Genomic DNA, 20,854 nt, shown 5'->3' with positions numbered 1-20,854 from the left:
CGGACGGACCCTGCGTGTCCGGCGCACCCGGTCCGGGTTCCTCCGGGACGATTCGGGCGCGACTGGTATAGTCCGGACTAGACCACAGCTCCGACCGCGTGTCAATCCACCCAAGGGCAGGCGGTTCGCACCTGTTATCAGGGCAGACCGAGGGGTCCGCCCGGGAGTCCGGACCACCCGCGCGACCCCCTGTCCGCCGTCCGCCAGCCGAGGCGCGCGCTCCGCCGCGTCCACCGTCCGCGCCACCCACAGGAAGGGCCCTCCATGACCACCACCACGAGCGTGATGCGTTCCGAGATCGCCGAACAGCCGGAGGCGCTGCGCCGCACCTTCACCGAACTCCTGCCGCTGCGCCCCGAGATCGAGGCCCTGGGCCGCCGCACCAGGCACGTGCTGTTCATCGCCCGCGGCTCCTCCGACAACGCGGCGGTCTACGGCAGCTACCTCCTCCAGGCGCACACCGGCCGCCTGGCCACCCTGGGCTCGCCGTCCATCGCCACCACCTACGGGGCGCGGATCGACCTGTCCGACGTCCTGGCCGTCGCGATCTCCCAGTCCGGCAAGACCGAGGAGATCGTCGAGACCATGCGCTGGGCCGCCGACTGCGGAGCGCGCACCGTCGGCGTCACCAACGGCGCGGAGTCCCCGCTGGCCCGCGAGGCCGACGTCGCCCTGGTCACCCGGGCCGGGAGCGAGGTCGCGGTACCCGCCACCAAGACCTACAGCACCCAGCTGGCCGCCCTCGCCGTCCTGGCCCTGGGCCTGGGCGCCGACCTGGACCCCGGCGATCTGACCCGCGTCTCCGAGGGCATCGAGGAGACCCTCGCGGCGCCCTCGGACGCCCTGGAGGAGATCGTCGAGCGGATGGTCGCCGTCCAGGGAGCGGTCATCTCCGGCCGCGGCATGGCCTTCTCCACCGCGCTGGAGGCCGCCCTCAAGCTCAAGGAGGCCTGCTACCTCCACGCCATGGGCCTGTCCTACGCCGACCTGCTGCACGGCCCCATCGCCGTGGTGGACCCGCGCACCCCCGCGCTGCTGGTGGCCGCGCCCACCGGCCCGACCCTCCAGGGCACGGTCTCCCTCGCCGAGCGCGTCCGCTCCGCCGGGGCGCCGGTCTTCGGCTTCGGCGGCGGCGACGCCCTGGCCGCCGCCAGCGACGTGTCCGTGCCGGTCCCCGACGTGCCCGAGTGGGTGTCCCCGATGAACCTCATCGTCCCCGCCCAGCTGCTCACCGAGCGCCTGGCCCGGCGCCTGGGTTACAACCCCGACGTCCCGCGCGGCCTGAACAAGGTCACGCAGACCTCCTGAGCGGGGCACAACACCCCGTCCGGCCCCCGACCCTGGTGCGCGCGGTGCCCCGCCCCTAAGCTCGCCCTCAGGTTTCGGGTACACCCCGTTCCACGGCAGAACACGGAGGACACATGGCGGACAAGGCAGCGGCGATCGTCGCCGGTCTGGGCGGCGCGGACAACATCGAGGACATCGAGGCCTGCATCACCCGGCTGCGCACCGAGGTGGCCGACCCCGGTCTCGTGGACGAGAAGGCCCTCCAGGCCTCCGGAGCCCACGGCGTGCTGGTCTCGGGCAACGTCGTCCAGGTGGTGGTCGGTCCCGAGGCCGACGTCCTCACCGACGACATTCGGGACCTGCTCGAATAGGCCCCGCCCGGAAGGATCAAACCCTCCAGGGAGGGAAGACACCCCCCATGCCAGACGTGATCGGTACGCTGCGCGTACTCTCCCCCGTGCCCGGAACGGCGCTGTCCCTCGAAACGGTGCCCGACCCCGTCTTCTCCCAGTCGATGGTCGGCCCCGGGGTCGCCGTCCACCCCGAGCCCGGCCAGGAGGGCGGGCAGGAGGGCGTCCAGGACGCCGTGTCCCCCATCGCGGGGACCCTGGTCAAGCTGCATCCCCACGCGTTCGTGGTGATGGCGCCCGACCACCGACGGGGCGTGCTCGTGCACCTGGGCATCGACACCGTCCAGATGGCGGGGGAGGGGTTCACCCTCCTGGCCGCCGAGGGCGACGAGGTCGAGGCGGGCACCCCGGTGGTCCGCTGGTCGCCGGGTTCGGTGGCCGCGCAGGGGAGGCCGTCGGTGGTCCCGGTGGTCGCCCTGGACGCCTCGCCCGACGCGCTGGGCGAGGTGGCCAGCGGCTCGGTCGACCGGGGGGACGCCCTCTTCACCTGGGCCTGAAGGGTGCGCGGACCCGGGCCCGCGCACCCCGCCCAACGCGGCCCCGAACCGCCGCCACGCGCGCCCGCGTGGCGGCGGTTCCGCCTCTGGGCCTGTCACAACGGGTATTCTCCGGCGGCGAACCCACGATTTCGCCGGAGATGAAGTCCGCCATGAAACTGTCCGTTCCGCACGCCCTGGCCCCGGCCTGCGTGGGACTCGCACTGATCGCCACCGCATGCACCACAGAGGAGGTGGGTTCCTCGCAGGAGGACCGCGCAACCCAGCCGTCGGCCGAGGCCGAACCCTTCGAGCCCGTGCTCGCACCCCGGCTGCTGTCCGAAATGGACCTGGACGACAAGATCGGCCAGCTCCTCGTCCTGACCGCGCAGGGCACCTCGGCCGCCGAGAACGCCGCCCAGATCGAGGCCTACCGGCCCGGCGGCCTCATCTACTTCGACGCCAACCTCACCGACGCCGAGCAGATCGCCACCATGTCGGCGGGCGTGCAGGACCTCGCCGCCGACCAGGGGCAGGGCGTTCCGCTGTTCGTCGGCATCGACCAGGAGCAGGGCCTGGTGGCCCGGCTGCCCGTGGGCACCCGCTTCCCCGACGCCATGGCCGTCGGCGCCACCCGCGACACCGAGCTGGCCGAGCTGCGCGCCTCCACCACCGCCGAGGAGCTCACCGCCCTGGGAGTCAACCTCAACTACGCGCCCGACGCCGACGTCAACACCGACCCCGGCAACCCGGTCATCGGCATCCGCTCCTTCGGCTCCGACCCCGACCTGGTCGCGCAGATGGCCGTCGCCGAGTCGGGCGCCTACTCCGGCGCCGGTGTGGTGTCGGTGGTCAAGCACTTCCCCGGGCACGGCGACACCGACGTGGACAGCCACAGCGGCCTGCCCGTCATCGACATGCCGCGCGAGGAGTGGGAGGCCGGGCACCTGCCGCCGTTCCGGGCGGCCATCGACGCCGACGTGGACGCCATCATGACCGCCCACGTGCTCATGCCGCAGCTGGACGGGAGCGAGGACCCCGAGCCCGCCACCATCTCCCCGGAGCTGATCGACGGCATCCTCCGCGACGAACTGGGCTACGACGGCGTGGTGACCACCGACGCCCTCAACATGGAGGGCGTGCGCCAGCGCCACTCCGACGGCGAGATCGCCGTGCGCGTGCTGGAGGCGGGCGTGGACCAGCTGCTCATGCCGCCGGACCCCGCCGCCGCGGTGTCGGCGATCCGCGAGGCCGTCGAGCAGGGCCGCCTGACCGAGGAGCGCATCGACGAGTCAGTGTTGCGCGTCCTGGCGCTCAAGGAGAAGCGCGGGATCCTGGAGGCCGAACCGGTGGACGCGCAGGGCGCCGCGGCGGTCCTGGAGGACCCCGAGCACGCCGAGGCCGCCCAGCGCGTGGCGGACGCCTCCGCGACCCTGCTGCGCAACGAGGGCGACCTGCTGCCCCTGGCCGAGGGCAGCGGAGTCCGCGTCGAGGGGGTGGGCGCGGAGCAGATCGCGGCCGCGCTCACCGAGGCCGGGATCGACGTGGTGGAGAGCGGTGCCGACGCCGTGGTCGTGGGCACCGGGGGCGGCAGCGGGGCCTCGGAGCAGAGCGGCCTGGTCCAGGCCGCGCGCGCCGAGGGGCTGCCGGTGGTCGTGGTGTCCCAGGGCACGCCCTACGACCTGGCGGCCTTCCCGGAGGCGGAGGCGTTCGTGGCGGTGTACTCGTCCATGGACGTGTCGCGGGCGGCCGCCGCGAGGGTCGTCGCCGGACAGGTGAAGCCCTCCGGCAAGCTGCCGGTGGACATCCCCGCGGCCGACGTGGAGATCGGGACCGGGCTGACCACCTGACCGGCCGGGTTTCGCCGGGGGTTGAAACGGGCGGGGAACGGGAAGAACGCTTCCCCGCCCGACCCGCGGGCGTCTGGGGGGAGAGGTCACCGACGACCGGAGGAGGGGATCGGATGGACGGCACCCGGCGAGGGGTCATCTGCGACTGGGGCGGTGTCCTCACACCGCCGCTGCCCGTGGGCATCCGGGCCTGGCTGCACGCCGACCGCATCGACGTCGAGCACTACCACGAGGTCATGCGGCCCTACTTCGACGGCAGCGTCGAGGGGGAGAACCTCGTACACGCGCTGGAGCGGGGCGAGATCGACACCTGCGCGTTCGAGCGCGAGCTGGCGGCCCTGCTGCGCTGCACGCACGGCGGCCCGGTGGTGGCCGAGGGGCTGATCAACCGCATGTTCTGCGAGTTCGACCCCGTGCACGACATGTACGAGGCCCTACGCGAGGCCAGGACCGCCGGGGCCGTGACCGCCCTGCTGTCCAACTCCTGGGGCAACTGCTATCCCCGTGAGCACTTCGACACCACCTTCGACGCGGTGGTGATCTCGGGCGAGGTGGGGATGCGCAAGCCCGAGCACCGCATCTACCTGCACACCTGCGAGCGGATCGGCCTGCGTCCCGAGGACTGCGTGTTCATCGACGACCTGGAGCACAACGTCCGCACGGCCGAGGAACTCGGGATGACCGGCATCCTGCACACCGACGTGGACACCACGCGGCTGGAGCTGGAGCGCTTCCTGGCGCCGGACGGCGACGGCGCGCCCCCCGTGCCCGGGGAGCGGGCGGCCTGAGCCCGGGGTTTGGCACACTTGGTGTGTTCGTCCCACGTCCTGGAGAGCCGCTCGCATGTACGTCTTCCTGCCCAGCACCATCCCCGCCCTGGCTCGCCTGCTGGAGGAGGGGCGCCTGGAGGGCGTGCCGCTGACCGCGTTCGCGGCCGACCCCGGCCCGGACGAGGACGTGGAGGAGGCGGAGTACGAGGCCATGTACGCCGCCGCCGGGGAGTCGCTGGCGCTGCTGGCGGCCGACTCCGGCGCTCCCCGGCGACGGGTGGTGCTGGCCGCGGACATGCCCGACCAGGTCGTCGAGCGCGCGGGCCGCGCGGGGCGGGGCGTGGTACGGGTGAGGGTCACCGGGGCCGTTCCGCTCAAGAAGCTGGCGTCGGCGCACGTGGACGACGCCGACGCCGTCGCGGACGTGGCGGCTGCCGTCCAGGACCCCGGTTCGGGCGCGGTGGAGGACCACGAACTGATGTGGTTCGCGGTCCAGGAGCTGCGCTACCTCGTCGAGGAGACCTCGACCACGCGGCCGTAGGCCGACGGCCGGTGGCCCGTTGGCGGGGTCGGGGCGCGAAGGCGTGCCCACCTCAGCCGGCGGGGACGTGAGGCCCAGCCCACGGGCCGAGCCGGCGCGACCGCCCTCCCGCCTCCCGGCCGGACCCGGACGGAGGTTTCCGCCCTTGTGCGCCCATACGGCAAGATGGAGGGGCCCACCCCGTCGCGCCCCGAGGAGTTCGCCATCAGCCGCCTGGTGCTATGGAACATCGACCTCACCCTCCTCGACGTGGGACGGGTGACGAGGGCGGCCTACGCCGAGGCCTTCGAGAAGGTCACCGGTGAGCCCCTCGTCTACCTGACCTCGTCGGCGGGCCGGACCGACTCGGAGATGTTCTTCGAGTTCTGCGCCCGCAACTACGTCGACGTCGAACCCGACACCGGATCCCTGGGCGAGTTCCTCGACGCCCTGGAGGAGTCCTTCGGCAACCGCTCGGACGAGCTGCTCTCCAAGGGCCGGGTCATGCCCGGCGCCGCGGCCTCGCTGGCGGCGGTGGCCTCCATGCCCGACACCGTCCAGACCGTGGTCAGCGGCAGCACCCGCGCCAACGCCACGGCCAAACTGGTCGCCTTCGGGCTGGACACCTACCTCAACCTGGCCATCGGCGGCTACGGCTCGGTCAACTACCCCAAGTCCAGCCTCATCCAGTCCATCCGCCTGCACGCCTCGGGCGAGGGCGGCCGGGTCTACTCCGAGGAGGAGACGGTCTTCATCACCGACTCCGCCCCGGACGTGCGCGCCGCCGTGATCGGCGGCGCGACCCCGGTCGCGGTGCTCAACGGCTCGACCACCGAGGGCCAGCTGCGCGAGGCCGGAGCGGTCGTCGTCCTGCCCGACCTGACCGACCCCCGGGCCGTGATGACCGCGGTCCACCAGGCAACGGCTCGGTAACGACATGTCCCCCCTGTTCGGGGGTAGGTGGTGGCCCGTGTACGCAGTAACCGATCACCGCAATCTGTTTCTAACACTCCGCAACCGCCCTGTAACGGTGTTGGTCCTGCCCCCGGGCCCGAAAGCCAGTAGCCTTGGCACCGGGCGGGGCGGGGACAACGAGGTCCGGCGCCCCGCGACCCCAATCCGAACCACCACGGTCGTGGGCTCCTTGCGGCCCAGGGAGTTCACACCGAATCACGCAGTGGCCCAGAAGTTCACAGGTCATATGACCGGTCGTTCTGCCGACACTCGTGCGACGTTGCTCACAAAGGAGTGAGAGATCCCTATGTCCGGGCAATCCGACGTCCAGCTCCAGAAGCTGCTCAGTGAGGCGGCCGCCAAGTGGTCCCCCGGGGCGCGCATCAGCCCCGAGGAGGCCGACGCCGTCCGCCGCTTCCTCCCCGTGTACTACCGGCACACGGACCCCGAGGAGATCAGCGGCCGTTCCCCCGAGCAGATCTGCGGCGCGGCCGAGGCCCACCGCTCCTTCGGTGCCCGGCGCGCCGCCGGACGGGCCAAGGTCCGCGTCTACACCCCCGACGCCGAGCGCGACGGCTGGGACCAGCAGACCGGCGTCGTGGAGATCGTCACCGACAACGCCCCCTTCCTCGTCTCCTCCGTCACCATGGCCCTCAGCGACCTCGGCGCCGGGGTCCGGCTGATCATCCACCCCCAGATGACCGTCGGCCGCGACCTGGAGGGCCGCCTGGTCCGGGTGGAGCCGGAGGCCGACGGCGAGGGCCTGCTGCCGATCGACGAGTCCTGGATGCACATCGAGATCGACCCGCAGCCCGACCCCGAGCGCCTGCGCGAGATCACCGCCCGCGTCGAGTCCGTCCTGGCCGACGTGCGCTACGTGGACGAGGACGCCGGCAAGATGAGCGACCGGGCCATCCGGATCGCCGACGAGCTGGCGGCCTACCCCGACCGGCTCGTGGCCGGGGGAGTGGACCCGCGCGAGGTCGGCGAGAGCGTCGACTTCCTGCGCTGGATCGCGGGCCGCCACTTCACCTTCATGGGCTACCGCGAGTACACCCTGGTCACCGACGAGAACGGCGACGACTCCCTGCGCCCCGAGCCCGGATCGGGCCTGGGCGTCCTGCGCATGGACTCGCCCGCCTCCACCAGCTTCGCCGCCCTGCCCCCCGAGATCCGCGGCAAGGCCCGCGAGCCCTACGTCCTGGTCCTGACCAAGGCCAACTCGCGCGCCACGGTCCACCGCCCCAAGTACCTGGACTACATCGGCGTCAAGAAGTTCGACGCCCAGGGCAACATCGTCGGCGAGCGCCGGTTCCTCGGCCTGTTCACCTCCCAGGCCAGCACCACCAGCATCGCCCAGATCCCCATCATGCGCCGCAAGCAGGCCGAAGTGCTGGCCCTGGCCGGGTTCGAGGCCGACAGCTACGACGGCAAGGACCTCATCGAACTGCTGGAGACCTTCCCCCGCGAGGAACTCCTCCAGATCCCCGTGGGCGAGCTGTACAACATCGTCCGCGGCGTCCTGCGCCTGCGCGACCGGCGCGGCACCAAGCTGTTCATGCGCCGCGACCCCTACGGCGGCCGGTACATGTCCTGCTTCGTGTACATGCCGCGCGACCAGTACAGCACCCGGGTGCGCCTGGACATTCAGGAGGTCCTCGCCGAGGCCTTCCACGGCGCCACGATGGACCACAACGTGCTCATCGGAGCCGCCCCGCTGGCCCGCCTGTACCTGGTGGCCCGCGCCCAGCACGGGCGCACCCTCGCCGACATCGACCAGGTCGCCCTGGAGGAGAAGGTCCGCGAGGCGGCCCGCTCCTGGGACCTGGACTTCGACGACGCCCTCGCCGCGGCCTTCGGCCCCGTGCGCGCCACCGAGTTCAAGGAGCGCTACTCGGGCGGCCTCACCGAGGCCTACAAGGTCGACAACAGCCCCGCCACGGCGGCGGGCGACATCCGCGAGCTGGAGAAGCTCCTCGCCCGCACCGACCCCGGGCGGCGCCACGGCGAGTTCTCCGCGGTCCTGTACCAGCGCGAGGACGCCGACCCCGGCTGCTGGCGGTTCCGCCTCTACCGGATCGGCGAGCCCATCTCGCTCTCGCGCGTCCTGCCCGTCCTGGAGAACCTGGGCGTGGAGGTCGTCGACGAGTGGCCCTACGACGTCACCGTCCGGGACGTGGGCCGGGTGTGGATCTACGACTTCGGCCTCGGCCCGATCCCCGAGTCCGACCTGGCTCCCGAGCGCCTCAAGTGCCTGTTCGAGGAGGCCTTCGACGCCTCCTGGCGCGACCTGGGTGAGAGCGACCGCTTCAACGCCCTGGTGGTGCGGGCCGGCCTCGACTGGCGCCAGCTCACCGTGCTGCGCGCCTACGCCAAGTACCTGCGCCAGACCGGCTCCACGTTCACCCCCGAGTACCTGGCCGACGTGCTGGTGGCCAACGTCGGGATCGCCAACCTGCTGGTCGAGCTGTTCGAGACCCGCTTCGACCCCGACCAGCCCGGCGAGGGCCGCGACGAGCGCGCCGACGTCCTCGTCGGCAAGGTCGAGGGCGAACTGGAGGCCGTGGCCAGCCTGGACCACGACCGCATCCTGCGCTCGTTCCTGGCGGCCATCCGCGCCACCCTGCGCACCAACCACTACCAGGGCCACCCCTACCTGGTGCTCAAGCTCGACCCGCAGGAGATCCCGGACCTGCCCCACCCGCGGCCCCGGTTCGAGATGTACGTCTACTCCCCGCGCGTGGAGGGCGTGCACCTGCGCTTCGGCGCGGTCGCGCGCGGCGGGCTGCGCTGGTCGGACCGCTTCGAGGACTTCCGCACCGAGATCCTGGGCCTGGTCAAGGCCCAGATGGTCAAGAACTCCGTCATCGTCCCCAGCGGCGCCAAGGGCGGCTTCGTGTGCAAGCGGCTGCCCCACAACGGCACCCGCGACGAGGTGATGGCCGAGGTCGTGGCCTGCTACAAGCAGTTCATCAGCGGCCTGCTCGACGTCACCGACAACCTCGTGGACGGCGAGATCGTGCACCCCGAGCGCACCGTCCTGCACGACGGAGACGACTCCTACCTCGTGGTCGCCGCCGACAAGGGCACCGCCACCTTCTCCGACACCGCCAACGCCATCTCCACCGAGCGCGGCTTCTGGCTCGGCGACGCCTTCGCCTCCGGCGGCTCGGTCGGCTACGACCACAAGGCCATGGGCATCACCGCGCGCGGCGCCTGGGAGTCGGTCCGGTTCCACTTCCGCGAGATGGGCGTGAACGTGCAGGAGGAGCCGTTCACCGTCGTCGGCATCGGCGACATGTCCGGCGACGTGTTCGGCAACGGCATGCTGCTCTCCCAGCAGATCCGGCTGATCGCGGCCTTCGACCACCGCCACGTCTTCCTGGACCCCGACCCCGACCCGTACACCTCCTGGGTGGAGCGCAAGCGCGTCTTCGACCTGCCCCGCAGCACGTGGGAGGACTACGACGCCAAGCTCATCTCCGAGGGCGGCGGTGTGCACCCGCGCACGGCCAAGTCCGTGCCGATCACGCCGCAGGTGCGCGAGGCCCTGGGCATCGAGGAGGGGGTGCACAGCCTCACACCGGACGAGCTGATCCGGTGCGTGCTCACCTCGCCCGTCGACCTGCTGTGGAACGGCGGCATCGGCACCTACGTCAAGGCCAGCACCGAGACGCACGCCGACGCGGGCGACAAGGCCAACGACCAGCTGCGCGTGGACGCCGCCGAGCTGCGCGTCAAGGTGGTCGGCGAGGGCGGCAACCTGGGCCTGACCCAGGACGCGCGGATCGAGTTCGCCCGCGCGGGCGGTCGGATCAACACCGACTTCATCGACAACTCCGCCGGTGTGGACACCTCCGACCACGAGGTCAACATCAAGATCATGCTCGACCGCGAGGTGCGGTCGGGCAAGCTGGACAAGGCCGACCGCGACCAGCTGTTCATCGACATGACCGACGAGGTCGCCGAGCTGGTCCTGGACAACAACGACGCGCAGAACACCGTGCTGGCCGCCGCTCGCAAGCAGGACGGCCAGATGCTGCACGTCCACGGCCGCTACATGCGCCACCTGGAGCGCACCAGGGTGCTCAAGCGCAAGCAGGAGGACCTGCCCTCCGACAAGACGATCGCGGAGCGGCGCGCGGCGGGCAGGGGCCTGACCAGCCCGGAGTTCGCCACGCTGCTGTCGTACACCAAGATCAGCCTCAAGGACCAGCTCGAGCTGTCCGACCTGGCCGAGGACCCCTACCTGACCGACACCCTGACGGCGTACTTCCCGACGCCCCTGCGGTCGGAGCGCTTCGCCGAGGGCGTGCGCTCCCACCCGCTGCGCCGGGAGATCATCGTCAACCAGGTCGTCAACCAGATGGTCAACCGCTCCGGTCTGACCTTCGCGTTCCGGCTCAACGAGGAACTGGGCTCCAGCTCCGCCGACATCGCCCGCGCCTACCTGGTGGTGCAGGACGTGCTGGGGCTGCGCCGGTTCTGGAGCAGGCTGGAGGAGCTGGACCACGAGATCTCGATGGACAGCCAGCTCGTCCTGCTGCTGGAGGCGCGCAAGCTCGCCGAGCGCTCCGCCCGGTGGCTGCTGCGCAACCGCACCTTCCCCTTCGACATCAGCAGCGAGATCGGCTACTTCGCCGACGGCGTGGGCGAGGTGCTGCCGCAGCTGGTCGATCTGCTGCGGGGACGCGACCGCGAGGCCTTCGTCGAGCGCCGCGACCGCTACACGTCGATGGGCGTGCCGACCGAGCTGGCCGAGCGGGTGGCCGTGATGGTGCCCGCCTACTCCACGCTGGACCTGGTGGAGATCGCCCAGCGCACCGGTCGCCCGGTGGAGAAGGTCGCCGAGCTCTACTTCGAGCTGGCCGACCGGCTCAACATCAGCTGGTGGCGCGAGCGCGTCATCGACCTGCCGCGCGACGACCGGTGGGTGACGACGGCGCGCTCCTCGCTGCGCGACGACCTGTACGCGGCGCACGCCGACCTGACCGCGCGGGTGCTGGAGAGCGGTCCGGCGCAGGAGCCCTCCGAGTTGATCGCCGCGTGGATCGACCAGAACGGCGACCGGGTGCAGCGCGCCGGGATCACGCTGTCGGAGATCCAGGAGAACGAGCGCTTCGACCTGGCCACGCTGTCCGTGGCGCTGCGGTCCTTCCGCGGCCTGGTGGGCTAGCGCCCGGCAGGGGCGGCCCACCCGGCCCAGCCCCCGTCCGACCCCGACGGGCTCCCCGCGCAGGTGCGCGCGGGGAGCCCGTCCCCTGTTTGGGGCCTACACTGGGGTCCGTGGCAGAACTGGACCCAGCAGAGAAGATCAAGGACCTCGCGGCGACCCTGGCGAGCGTCAGCGCCGTGTTGGACCTGGAGGCCATGCACACGCAGATCGCCGAACTGCGCGAGCAGTCCGCGGACCCCGAGCTGTGGGCCGACCAGGACAACGCGCAGAAGGTGACGCGCCAGCTCTCCAGCCTGGAGTCCATGGTCAACAAGATCAACGGCATCGGCCAGCGGCTCGACGACCTCGGCGTGCTCTACGAGCTGGCCGAGGCCGAGGACGACGCCGACACCAGGGTCGAGGCCGACCGCGAGCTCGACCAGCTGCGCAAGGAGATCGGCGAGCTGGAGGTGCGCACCCTCCTCAACGGGCCGCACGACGAGCGCGAGGCCATCGTCACGATCAACTCCCAGGCGGGCGGCGTGGACGCCGCGGACTGGGCGCAGATGCTCCAGCGCATGTACCTGCGCTGGGCCGAGCGGCACGGCTACCCCACGGACGTCTACGAGACCTCCTACGCCGAGGAGGCGGGCATCAAGTCCACCTCCTTCGCCGTCAAGACCCCGTTCGCCTACGGCACCCTGCGCGGCGAGCACGGCACGCACCGCCTGGTGCGCATCTCGCCGTTCGACAACCAGAACCGGCGTCAGACCTCGTTCGCGGGCGTGGACGTCGTCCCGGTGGTGGAGCAGAGCGACCACATCGAGATCGATGACGGCGACCTGCGGGTGGACGTGTACCGCTCCAGCGGCCCCGGCGGCCAGGGCGTCAACACCACCGACTCGGCGGTGCGCATCACCCACCTGCCGACCGGCATCGTGGTGTCCTGCCAGAACGAGCGGTCGCAGCTGCAGAACAAGGCCACGGCCATGTCGATGCTCCAGGCCAAGCTGCTGGCGCGCAAGCGCGAGGAGGAGCAGGCGGCGCTGGACGAGATCCGCGGCGACTCGGTGAGCAGCTGGGGCACCCAGATGCGCAACTACGTCCTGCACCCCTACCAGAGCGTCAAGGACGTGCGCACCGGCGCCGAGACCGGCAACACCTCGGGTGTGCTGGACGGTGACATCGACGAGTTCATCGACGCCGAGATCCGCTGGATGCGCAGCCGGGAGCGCTCCGAGGACGCCTAGCGGCACCCTCCCCGGCGGCCCCGCCCCGGGGGAGGACTCCCTCCGCCCGTGCGCGCCGCGGTGCGGTCACCGCGCCGCCGCCCCTCCCGGGGACGCGGCGGCGAGCCGGACACGGGCCCCGGCGCCCGCGGGCGCCGGGGCCCTCCACGGCCGGGCCGGTCCAGGCGGGGGCTGCGGACACGCCCGGTCGTGACGGCGGTACCCCGGGTGAGCAGGTGGGACACATGTGGCCATTGTGTCCCAATGGTGATGATCACGTCTCCGCAGTTTTACCGAAACTGCTATATGTGAACGTTATCATCGGTTGACGCCTCCGATATGCTCGAGGCTGTTGTCCGATGGTGCACTGATCTTCGGGTGTGAGGCGACCGGGACAATCCGGGCCGCTCCCCCCTCTACACTGTCGGTTGGCCATGTGGCCGGTACGATCCCGCGCGGAGTGCCCTCCACTGCGGGTGCCCATACCTTCGAGAACCTTGTGATGCGCCTGTGATCCACTTCGATAACGTCACCAAGGTCTACCCGACCCAGAAGCGCCCCGCGCTCGACGGCGTTTCCATTGACGTAGACAAGGGCGAGTTCGTCTTCCTGGTCGGTCCGTCCGGCTCCGGCAAGTCGACCTTCCTCCGCTTGGTCCTCAAGGAGGAGAAGCCCGACAAGGGACGTGTGCACGTCGCCGGCAAGGACCTGGCGCGCCTGTCCAACTGGAAGGTCCCCCACCTGCGCCGCCGTATCGGCTGCGTCTTCCAGGATTTCCGCCTGCTGCCGAACAAGAACGTCTTCGAGAACGTCGCCTTCGCGCTGGAGGTCATCGGCAAGCCCCGCCGCTTCATCCGCAAGGTCGTCCCCGAGGTCGTCGAACTCGTCGGCCTGGAGGGCAAGGCCGGACGGATGCCCAACGAACTCTCCGGCGGTGAGCAGCAGCGCGTGGCCATCGCCCGCGCGTTCGTCAACCGCCCCCAGATCCTGCTGGCCGACGAGCCCACGGGCAACATCGACCCCGCGACCTCCATCGGCATCATGAAGGTGCTGGACCGAATCAACCGCACGGGCACCACCGTCGTCATGGCGACCCACGACGCCGCCATCGTCGACTCGATGCGCAAGCGCGTGATCGAGCTTGAAGAGGGCTTGGTAGTGCGCGACCAGACGCGCGGCGTCTACGGCCAGGCGTACTGACCTCCCGCTGCGAGGACCGGCGCGGCGAAGCCCCGAAGGATGGACCTTTAACAGATCATGCGAGCACAATTCGTTCTCTCCGAGACGTGGATCGGCCTTCGCCGAAACCTGACGATGACCATCGCGGTCATCACGACGGTGGCCATCTCACTGACTCTTTTCGGCGCCGGTCTACTGGTCAACCAGCAGGTCTCCGAGATGCGCAGTTACTGGGACGAGCGGATCACGCTCACCATCTACATGTGCACCGAGATCTCGCCCACCACGGCCTGCCAGGAGAACGGCCCGGCCACCGACGAGGACCGCCAGGCCCTGGAGCAGACCCTCGAAGGCCTGGCCCAGGTGCAGGACTACACCTACCTCACCGCGGCCGAGGCCTGGCAGGACTTCCAGGAGCGGCTCGGCTCCTCCAACGAGGCGCTGGCCAACGCCGCGCAGGAGGGTGACATCCCGGACAACTACCGGGTGCAGCTCACCGACCCCTCCCAGTACCAGACCGTGCGCTCCGCGGTGGAGGGCGCCCCGGGCGTCGACAGCATCTCCGACGACCAGCTCGTGCTGGAGCAGTTCTTCGGGCTGCTGGACGGTCTGCGCGCGGCCGCCCTCGTGCTCGCGGGTGTCCAGCTGGCCGCCGCCGCGCTGCTGATCGGCAACACCATCCGGCTGTCGGCCTACAGCCGCCGCCGGGAGACCGGCATCATGCGTCTGGTCGGCGCGTCGAACTTCTACATCCAGCTGCCGTTCCTGCTGGAGGGCGCGGTCGCCGGCCTCATCGGCGGTCTGATCGCCTCCGGCTTCATCGTGGCGACCCGCTACACCCTGCTCACGCAGATCGAGGACTGGTTCCAGTTCGACGTGGCCCTGGGCGCGGGTTCGCTGATGTACGTCATCGGCGTCTCGATGATCCTCGGCATCCTGCTGTGCACCATCACCTCGTTCCTCACCCTGCGCCGCTACCTCAAGATCTGACGCGGCCGCCTGGGGCGGGGAGGATTCGACACCGGGGGGCCTCGTGCCCCCCGGACGTATGAAGGGACACACCTGTGGCACGGGAGACCGGGCGCAAGCTCATCGCGCAGAACCGCCGGGCCCGGCACGACTACCACATCGACGAGACCTACGAGGCGGGCCTCGTCCTCACCGGTACCGAGGTCAAGTCGCTGCGGCAGGGCCGTGCCTCCCTCGTGGACGGCTTCGCGCACATCAACGACGGCGAGGTGTGGCTGGAGAACGTCCACATCCCCGAGTACTCCCAGGGAACCTGGACCAACCACGCCGCCCGACGATCGCGTAAGCTACTCCTGCACCGCGAGCAGATCTCCCGGCTGATCGGCAAGACCCGGGAACCCGGCTTCACGCTCGTCCCGCTGTCCCTGTACTTCAGTGACGGGCGCGCCAAGGTGGAGATCGCTCTGGCCCGCGGTAAGCGTGAGTACGACAAGCGCCACGACATCGCCGAGCGCGAGGCGAAGCGCGACATGGAACGCGCCCTGCGCCGCCGTCGATGAGGCACCCGAAAGGAACACACACGGTGTCCCCCCGTCCCCTCGGCCGGTTCACGGCCGCCGGCAGCGGCCTGCTCCTCGCCGCAGCCCTGGCCGCGTGCACACCGCACCCCAGTCCCGAGGTCGCGGTCAGGTCCTTCCTGCTCGCCTGGCAGGACGGTGACCACGAGACCGCCGCCGCCTACACCGACGGAGACCCCGCACAGGTGTCCGCGGCCCTCACGGACATGCGCGAGCAGCTCGACCTGGCCTCCCTGCGGTTCCAGCTCGGACCCATCTCCCGCGAGGGCGATTCGGCGCAGGCCGAGTTCGGCGTCAACGCCGACCTCGGCATCGGCGACCCGACCTGGAACTACACCGGGCGCATGCCCCTGGAGTGGGGCCCCGACGGCTGGCGCATCTCCTGGTCCACGAGCGTGCTGCACCCCGACCTGAGCGAGGAGGAGCGCCTCGCGGTCAGCTACGAGAGCCAGGAGCGCGGCCAGATCTTCGACCGCGAGGGCGAGCCGCTGGTCACCGCGGACAGCGTGACGGCCTTCGGCGTCTACCCCGCGGACATGGAGGACAAGGAGGCCGGGGTCACCCAGCTCGCCGAACTCCTCGACGAGGACCCCGACCCGCTCCTGAACCGGGTGCGCTCCGCACCGCCCGAGCAGTTCCAGCCGCTGGTGCTCATGCGCGGCTCCAGCGTGGACGAGACGCTGCTGAGCGAGGCCTCGCGGATCTCCGGGGTGGACACCCAGGAGGTCCAGGTCAACCTGACGCCCTCGGTGTCGCCGTTCCTGCTGGGCGAGGTCGCCGGGACCGCCGAGCACCGGGTCTCCTCCCGCGTGCCCGGCTCCTACCAGGCGGGCGACACCGTCGGCCTGAACGGGCTCCAGAACATCTTCCAGCACGAGCTGGCCGGTTCGGGCACCACCCAGGTGGTCTCCCTGGACCAGGACGGACAGGTCACCGACGTCCTGCAGGCGTGGGAGGGCTCGCTCAGCGGGGCCATCGACACCACCCTGGACCTGGACGTGCAGCGGGCCGCCGAGAACGCGCTGGCGACGGTGCCGGGCAACGGCTACCTGGTGGCGGTCGACACCGGAAGCGGCGAGGTCCTGGCCGCTGCCAGCGCCTCGGGCAGCACCGCGGACGACAACGCCTTCACCGGCTCCTACCTGCCGGGCAGCACCTTCGGCATGGTCACCGCCCTGGCCGCCCTGGAGTCGGGCGCGGCCACCCCCGAGAGCGAGGTGCCCTGCGGCTACTCCGCGGAGATCGGCGGACGCACCTTCGTCAACCCGGGCGGCGGCGCCCTGCTCGACCAGGCCACCCTGGCCCGCAACATCACCTTCAGCTGCAACGTCGGCTTCGCGGGCCTGGGCGCCGAGGTGGGGCCGGAGGCGATCGCCGAGACCGCCGGACGGGTGGGCATCGGCGCCGATTGGCAGCTGCCCGTCCCGGCCTCCTCGGGTTCGGTGGCCGTGGAGGACGGCGAGGAGAACATGGCCGCGGCCATGATCGGCGAGCACGGCGTGCGGGTCAGCCCGCTGTCCATGGCCCTGGTCGCCGCCGCGGTCGCGGACGGCACGTGGAACGCGCCGGCCCTGGTGCCGGAGGAGGGCCCGGACCCGATCGGGGCCGCCACCCTGGACGACGCCCACCTGGAGGTGGTCCGCACCGGGCTGCGCGACGCGGTGACCAACCGCATGCCCGAGCTGCTCGCCACCGGGGGAGAGGTCTACGGGCAGGCGGCCCGCGTGGAGCAGGGCGACACCTCGCTGCACTGGTTCGTCGGCTACAAGGACGACGTGGCCTTCGCCGTCCTGGCCGAGGCCGACCCGGCGACGACCCTGGTGTCGCAGCACGCGGTGAACGCCGCGGGCTCCTTCCTCAACGGAATGGCCAACGGGGTGCCCGAGGAGGCCCCCGCCGGGCCGACCACCGGCGAGCAGGTGCCCGGCGGTCCCACGACCACCGAGGGCGTGGGCCTGCCCTCGGAGCAGACGGATCCGACGCAGAGCGGACCGACGGGGCCGACCAACCAGGCCGACCTGACGGGCACGGAGGAGACCGGCTGGTAGGGCCGACCGGTCGGCGGCGGCTCCGGTCACCGTTCCTTCTGGACAGGGCAGAACCCGGCAAAGAGCGGACCCTCGGGCAACCTCCCGGGGGTCCGCCCGCGTCTTCCCCTATGACTGGGCCGCGACAGGGGGTAGCGGACCAGCGAGGGGCAGGACCTCATCTCGGGGGAGATCCTGTCGTTTCCCAAGGTCGGCCCGACCCTGCCGACCGCCCCCGCGGGCCGCGTCGACCACCTCTTGCGTCCGCGCCCGCGGGGGTTTCTCCCCGTCCGGGCCCGGCGGCCGCGGATTCCCCTCCGCTACCGGGAATCAGCTTGGCCCCTGTACTGTTCAACAGGTAGAGTGACGGACGCGCGAGCGTTCGCCGCTCGCATGTCGGCCGCCCCGCCTGGCGGGGAGGCCGTGACAATTCCACAGGGGGTGATCGGTTTCGACTTCGGTAGTCGTTCCAGGGGAAGCGGGTCGAGGGTTGCGTTTGTGACCTCGTTAATCCTGCATTCGCGTAAACACAAGTGCCAATTCTAAGCGCACTGAGTTCGCTCTCGCTGCCTAAGCGATAGCGTCTCTGTCGGCCTGGGCTCGTCATCGGCCCAGATCCCGGCATCAGCTAGATGACTTACCGCTCAGATCAGGCCACGGGGCCTGAGCGGGACATCTTCGTGGCTGGGCCTGTCAGCGATGTGTCCGTGCAAGCGCTGAGGCCGAGTAGAACGACAGCGCGGACTGCACCCGGAGAAGCCCTGGCTCGGTGCTGAAGGACGCGGGTTCGATTCCCGCCACCTCCACATGACTCAGGACGACCCTGCTCGGCGGCCTTCGGCCGCCTCGCCGGGTCGTCCTTCGTGTTTTCCGGGGGGAGACCCCCCGAACCCCCCGAGGTACCCCCCTGTGGTCGGGGCCGCGCTGGTCGGCGGGGCCGGTGGGGTCGTTCCTGACGACATGGGGCTTCGTCTTTGTGGGGCGGGGCTGTCCGCGATGTTTCTCGGGGGTCCCCGAATTTTCTGAGGTACCCCCTGCGGCTCTGGTCGGTGGAGCTGTTCCTGGTCCCGCGAGGCTTCGCCTTGTGGCCCGGGGTTTTGCGAGAATTCCCCGAGGTGCACCCCTGTGGCTCGGGTTGTGCTGGTCGGTGGAGTGGCTCCCGGCGGCACGGCTGTGGCCGGGGCGGTTTTTCGCCTTCGACGCAGGCTGTGTCGGGAAGGCTCCTCGTCGCGGTCCGCTTTCGTGTTCGGCCTCTGGCCTGCCTGTTCGTGGCGGGTCAGGGGCGTTCTTCGTGTCTGGGGTCGGTACGGCTAGATAGGTTGCGATCCTACCTAGGTAGCTCTAGGGTCTAGGTAGCGAACACGAATGAAGGGGGAGTCGCGCATGGACCGCCGCGCGAGCTGGCTCAAGGGAGTGCTGGACCTCCTGGTCCTGGCCAGCCTGACCGGGGGTGAGAGCTACGGGTACGCGATCGCCAGGCGGCTGGACGAGTCCGGTTTCGGCAGGATCCGGGGCGGCACGCTCTACCCCGTGCTCAACCGGCTGGAGGAGGCCGGGCTCGTGGACGCCGAGTACCGGACGGCCGAGAAGGGCCCGGGCCGCCGCTACTACGTACTGACCGACGAGGGCCGCGCCGTCCTGAGCGAACAGGGCGCGGCCTGGATGGAGTTCGACGCCTCGGTGCGCTCGGTACTCGAAGAGGGGGGAATCCGATGAGCGACTACCTCACCCGGCTCGCGGAGCTGCTGGGCGAACGCGGTGTGGACGCGGACAGGTCACGCGTCCTGCTGGAGGACCTGGCCGCGCACACGGCCGAGAGCGGAGCCGACCCGGAGGAGGAGTTCGGCCCGGCCGAGGAGTTCGCCGACGCCTTGGCGCCCCCGACCGGCGCGCGGGACGAGGCCGCCGCGGAGCCGGACGTGCTGGTCTGGTCGGCCGACGCCTTCGAGGGCCCCGCCCGGCTGGCCGCGATGGGCGCCCAGGGCTGGGAGGTGGAGCGGGTGGACCGGCTCGGCCGCTTCGTCAGCCGTCGCGCCCCCGAGCGGCCGCAGACCTGGGAGTACCGCCAGGAGCTCAGCCCCGGCCCGGGCGACCGCGAGCGCCTCGTCCAGCGCCTGGCCCCCGAGGGCTGGGAGCCGTGCGGCCACTGGTCGGTCCTGGCCTACTTCAAACGCCCCGGGTCGGCCACCTCCGGACCCGCGGCCGAACTGGCCTCCCCGCCCGCGCCCGGCCGCCGTCGCTACTTCCTGGGCTGGAGGGGCGCACTGACCATCGGCGCCTGCCTGCTGATCGCGGTGGTCGCGGGGACCTGGTCGGTCCTGCGGCTGGCGGACGGGGCGGAGGGCGCCGCCGACTGGGCCGGGTTCGCGGTCGGCGCGGTCCTCGGCGCGCTCCTGGCCATCGGGCTCCTCCGGGGTGCCGTGCGGCTCGCGGCGGCCCGACGCGACCCCGGCGGAAGGCGCTCCGGGAGGGCGGAGGTACCGCACTCCCGGTGACTTTCCGGGTACGGTCGGATTCGAGGCGGTGAACCGGGGCCGCGACGAAAGCGTTATCCTCTTTGACCCCCCGACCCCGTATCCGCGGGTGAGCGAGAGCCTTCGACCGAAAGCCTTCCGATGCCGAAGAAGACAGCCGCCTCCCTCAACGCCAACCGATCCTCCCTGGTGCACAAGGTGCGCTACGCGCTGCGCAACCCCGGCAAGGTGGTGCCGTACGTGCGCCGCTCCGCCCGTGACCTGCGGCTGCGCCTGACCCACCGCGACCACGTGGACTACTACCGGGCGGTGATGGCCTCCGACGCCGCCCGCGACCCCAGGTCGGCGGTGGGCAGCCAGAGCCAGGAGCGCTGGCTGGCGCTGGGGCAGATGCAGTTCGACTACCTGGTCGAACACGGTCTCAGACCGGAGCACAGGATGCTCGACATCGGCTGCGGGAACCTGCGCGCCGGGTGGCGGCTGATCGACTACCTCGACCCGGGCGGCTACTACGGGATCGACATCTCCCCGGACATCCTCATCGCCGCCAAGGGCGTGCTGGCCGAGCGCGGGTTGCAGGAGAAGCTGCCGCACCTGACCATCACGCGGGACCTGACCTTCTCCTTCCTGCCGGAGGGCTACTTCGACGTCGTCCACGCGCACAGCGTGTTCTCGCACTCGCCCATCGAGGTGATCGACGAGTGCCTGGCCAACGTCGAGCGGGTCCTGGCGCCGGGCGGGTTCTTCGACTTCACCTACGACCGAACCGAGGGAGTCGAGCACCAGGTGCTGCGGGAGGACTTCTACTACCGGACCGAAACGCTGATCACCCTCGCGGAGAAGCACGGGCTGTCGGCCCGGTTCATGGAGGACTGGGAGAAGCGCCCGCACGGCCAGTCCAAGATCCGCGTCACCGCGCGCGGCTGACCGGATGCCTCCGCGGGTTCCGGGACGGCTCGGGCGTCCTCGGCGCGTG

Annotated in this window: 15 protein-coding genes, 1 other RNA gene and 1 pseudogene; all 17 read left to right on the top strand. The window is 71.1% G+C overall.

Features of this window, described 5'->3' with window-relative positions; translation table 11 throughout:
• The first annotated feature begins 264 nt into the window (after positions 1 to 264).
• The 17 genes and pseudogenes from G011_RS0108450 to G011_RS0108375 all read left to right on the top strand — a co-directional run bounded on the left by G011_RS0108450 (position 265) and on the right by G011_RS0108375 (position 20,805).
• Complete coding sequence (locus G011_RS0108450) at positions 265 to 1,308, top strand: SIS domain-containing protein (RefSeq protein ID WP_013154737.1); 1,044 nt, start codon at positions 265 to 267, stop codon at positions 1,306 to 1,308.
• A gap of 101 nt (positions 1,309 to 1,409) precedes the next feature.
• A pseudogene (locus tag G011_RS0108445) lies at positions 1,410 to 1,658 on the top strand (glucose PTS transporter subunit EIIB); the annotation flags it as partial.
• 47 nt (positions 1,659 to 1,705) lie between these two features.
• Complete coding sequence (locus tag G011_RS0108440) at positions 1,706 to 2,194, top strand: PTS glucose transporter subunit IIA (RefSeq protein WP_026338139.1); 489 nt, start codon at positions 1,706 to 1,708, stop codon at positions 2,192 to 2,194.
• 152 nt (positions 2,195 to 2,346) lie between these two features.
• Entirely contained in the window at positions 2,347 to 4,023 is a 1,677-nt protein-coding gene (locus G011_RS0108435; RefSeq protein ID WP_019608086.1) for a glycoside hydrolase family 3 protein, read from the top strand.
• Positions 4,024 to 4,136: 113 nt separating this feature from the next.
• On the top strand, positions 4,137 to 4,811 hold the full coding sequence (locus tag G011_RS0108430; RefSeq protein WP_019608085.1) for an HAD family phosphatase: 675 nt from the start codon (positions 4,137 to 4,139) through the stop codon (positions 4,809 to 4,811).
• A 55-nt stretch (positions 4,812 to 4,866) separates the two neighbouring features.
• Positions 4,867 to 5,334 (top strand): DUF6912 family protein, encoded by a 468-nt coding sequence (locus G011_RS0108425; protein WP_019608084.1) that lies wholly within the window; start codon positions 4,867 to 4,869, stop codon positions 5,332 to 5,334.
• Between the two features lie 165 nt (positions 5,335 to 5,499).
• Positions 5,500 to 6,246, top strand: a complete 747-nt coding sequence (locus G011_RS0108420) for an HAD family hydrolase (protein ID WP_019608083.1) — start codon at positions 5,500 to 5,502, stop codon at positions 6,244 to 6,246.
• Between the two features lie 328 nt (positions 6,247 to 6,574).
• Positions 6,575 to 11,443: an NAD-glutamate dehydrogenase gene (locus G011_RS0108415; protein WP_019608082.1), complete on the top strand. Its 4,869-nt coding sequence runs from the start codon at positions 6,575 to 6,577 to the stop codon at positions 11,441 to 11,443.
• 110 nt (positions 11,444 to 11,553) lie between these two features.
• A complete protein-coding gene (prfB, locus tag G011_RS0108410) occupies positions 11,554 to 12,672 on the top strand; it encodes a peptide chain release factor 2 (protein ID WP_013154729.1) in 1,119 nt (372 codons plus the stop codon).
• A 489-nt stretch (positions 12,673 to 13,161) separates the two neighbouring features.
• Complete coding sequence (gene ftsE, locus G011_RS0108405) at positions 13,162 to 13,851, top strand: cell division ATP-binding protein FtsE (RefSeq protein WP_013154728.1); 690 nt, start codon at positions 13,162 to 13,164, stop codon at positions 13,849 to 13,851.
• A 57-nt stretch (positions 13,852 to 13,908) separates the two neighbouring features.
• On the top strand, positions 13,909 to 14,820 hold the full coding sequence (ftsX, locus tag G011_RS0108400; protein WP_026338137.1) for a permease-like cell division protein FtsX: 912 nt from the start codon (positions 13,909 to 13,911) through the stop codon (positions 14,818 to 14,820).
• Positions 14,821 to 14,894: 74 nt separating this feature from the next.
• The gene (gene smpB, locus G011_RS0108395) at positions 14,895 to 15,359 is read left to right on the top strand and encodes an SsrA-binding protein SmpB (RefSeq protein ID WP_013154726.1); all 465 of its coding nucleotides are present in this window, start codon (positions 14,895 to 14,897) and stop codon (positions 15,357 to 15,359) included.
• Between the two features lie 23 nt (positions 15,360 to 15,382).
• Positions 15,383 to 17,425 (top strand): penicillin-binding transpeptidase domain-containing protein, encoded by a 2,043-nt coding sequence (locus G011_RS0108390; RefSeq protein WP_019608080.1) that lies wholly within the window; start codon positions 15,383 to 15,385, stop codon positions 17,423 to 17,425.
• A 416-nt stretch (positions 17,426 to 17,841) separates the two neighbouring features.
• Positions 17,842 to 18,213, top strand: a transfer-messenger RNA (tmRNA) gene (gene ssrA, locus G011_RS30725).
• Between the two features lie 574 nt (positions 18,214 to 18,787).
• Complete coding sequence (locus G011_RS0108385) at positions 18,788 to 19,120, top strand: PadR family transcriptional regulator (RefSeq protein ID WP_013154724.1); 333 nt, start codon at positions 18,788 to 18,790, stop codon at positions 19,118 to 19,120.
• Positions 19,117 to 19,899 (top strand): hypothetical protein, encoded by a 783-nt coding sequence (locus G011_RS0108380; protein WP_019608078.1) that lies wholly within the window; start codon positions 19,117 to 19,119, stop codon positions 19,897 to 19,899. Before G011_RS0108385 ends, G011_RS0108380 begins: the two co-directional genes overlap by 4 nt.
• A gap of 120 nt (positions 19,900 to 20,019) precedes the next feature.
• The gene (locus G011_RS0108375; RefSeq protein ID WP_013154722.1) at positions 20,020 to 20,805 is read left to right on the top strand and encodes a class I SAM-dependent methyltransferase; all 786 of its coding nucleotides are present in this window, start codon (positions 20,020 to 20,022) and stop codon (positions 20,803 to 20,805) included.
• The last annotated feature ends 49 nt before the right edge of the window (positions 20,806 to 20,854 follow it).

The organism is Nocardiopsis sp. CNS-639 (assembly GCF_000381685.1).
GTDB classification, from domain to species: Bacteria; Actinomycetota; Actinomycetes; order Streptosporangiales; family Streptosporangiaceae; genus Nocardiopsis; species Nocardiopsis dassonvillei.
Note: the sequence above shows the minus strand (reverse complement) of the source record. Positions and strands in the feature narration are given on the sequence as shown.

Excerpts from the sequence above, each read along its gene's own strand:
- G011_RS0108440 (WP_026338139.1), top strand. The coding sequence starts at position 1,706 with ATGCCAGACGTGATCGGTACGCTGCGCGTACTCTCCCCCGTGCCCGGA.
- ftsX (WP_026338137.1), top strand. The coding sequence starts at position 13,909 with ATGCGAGCACAATTCGTTCTCTCCGAGACGTGGATCGGCCTTCGCCGA.
- G011_RS0108435 (WP_019608086.1), top strand. The coding sequence starts at position 2,347 with ATGAAACTGTCCGTTCCGCACGCCCTGGCCCCGGCCTGCGTGGGACTC.
- G011_RS0108430 (WP_019608085.1), top strand. The coding sequence starts at position 4,137 with ATGGACGGCACCCGGCGAGGGGTCATCTGCGACTGGGGCGGTGTCCTC.
- G011_RS0108385 (WP_013154724.1), top strand. The coding sequence starts at position 18,788 with ATGGACCGCCGCGCGAGCTGGCTCAAGGGAGTGCTGGACCTCCTGGTC.
- G011_RS0108415 (WP_019608082.1), top strand. The coding sequence starts at position 6,575 with ATGTCCGGGCAATCCGACGTCCAGCTCCAGAAGCTGCTCAGTGAGGCG.
- G011_RS0108380 (WP_019608078.1), top strand. The coding sequence starts at position 19,117 with ATGAGCGACTACCTCACCCGGCTCGCGGAGCTGCTGGGCGAACGCGGT.
- G011_RS0108420 (WP_019608083.1), top strand. The coding sequence starts at position 5,500 with ATGGAGGGGCCCACCCCGTCGCGCCCCGAGGAGTTCGCCATCAGCCGC.
- G011_RS0108450 (WP_013154737.1), top strand. The coding sequence starts at position 265 with ATGACCACCACCACGAGCGTGATGCGTTCCGAGATCGCCGAACAGCCG.
- G011_RS0108425 (WP_019608084.1), top strand. The coding sequence starts at position 4,867 with ATGTACGTCTTCCTGCCCAGCACCATCCCCGCCCTGGCTCGCCTGCTG.
- G011_RS0108375 (WP_013154722.1), top strand. The coding sequence starts at position 20,020 with ATGCCGAAGAAGACAGCCGCCTCCCTCAACGCCAACCGATCCTCCCTG.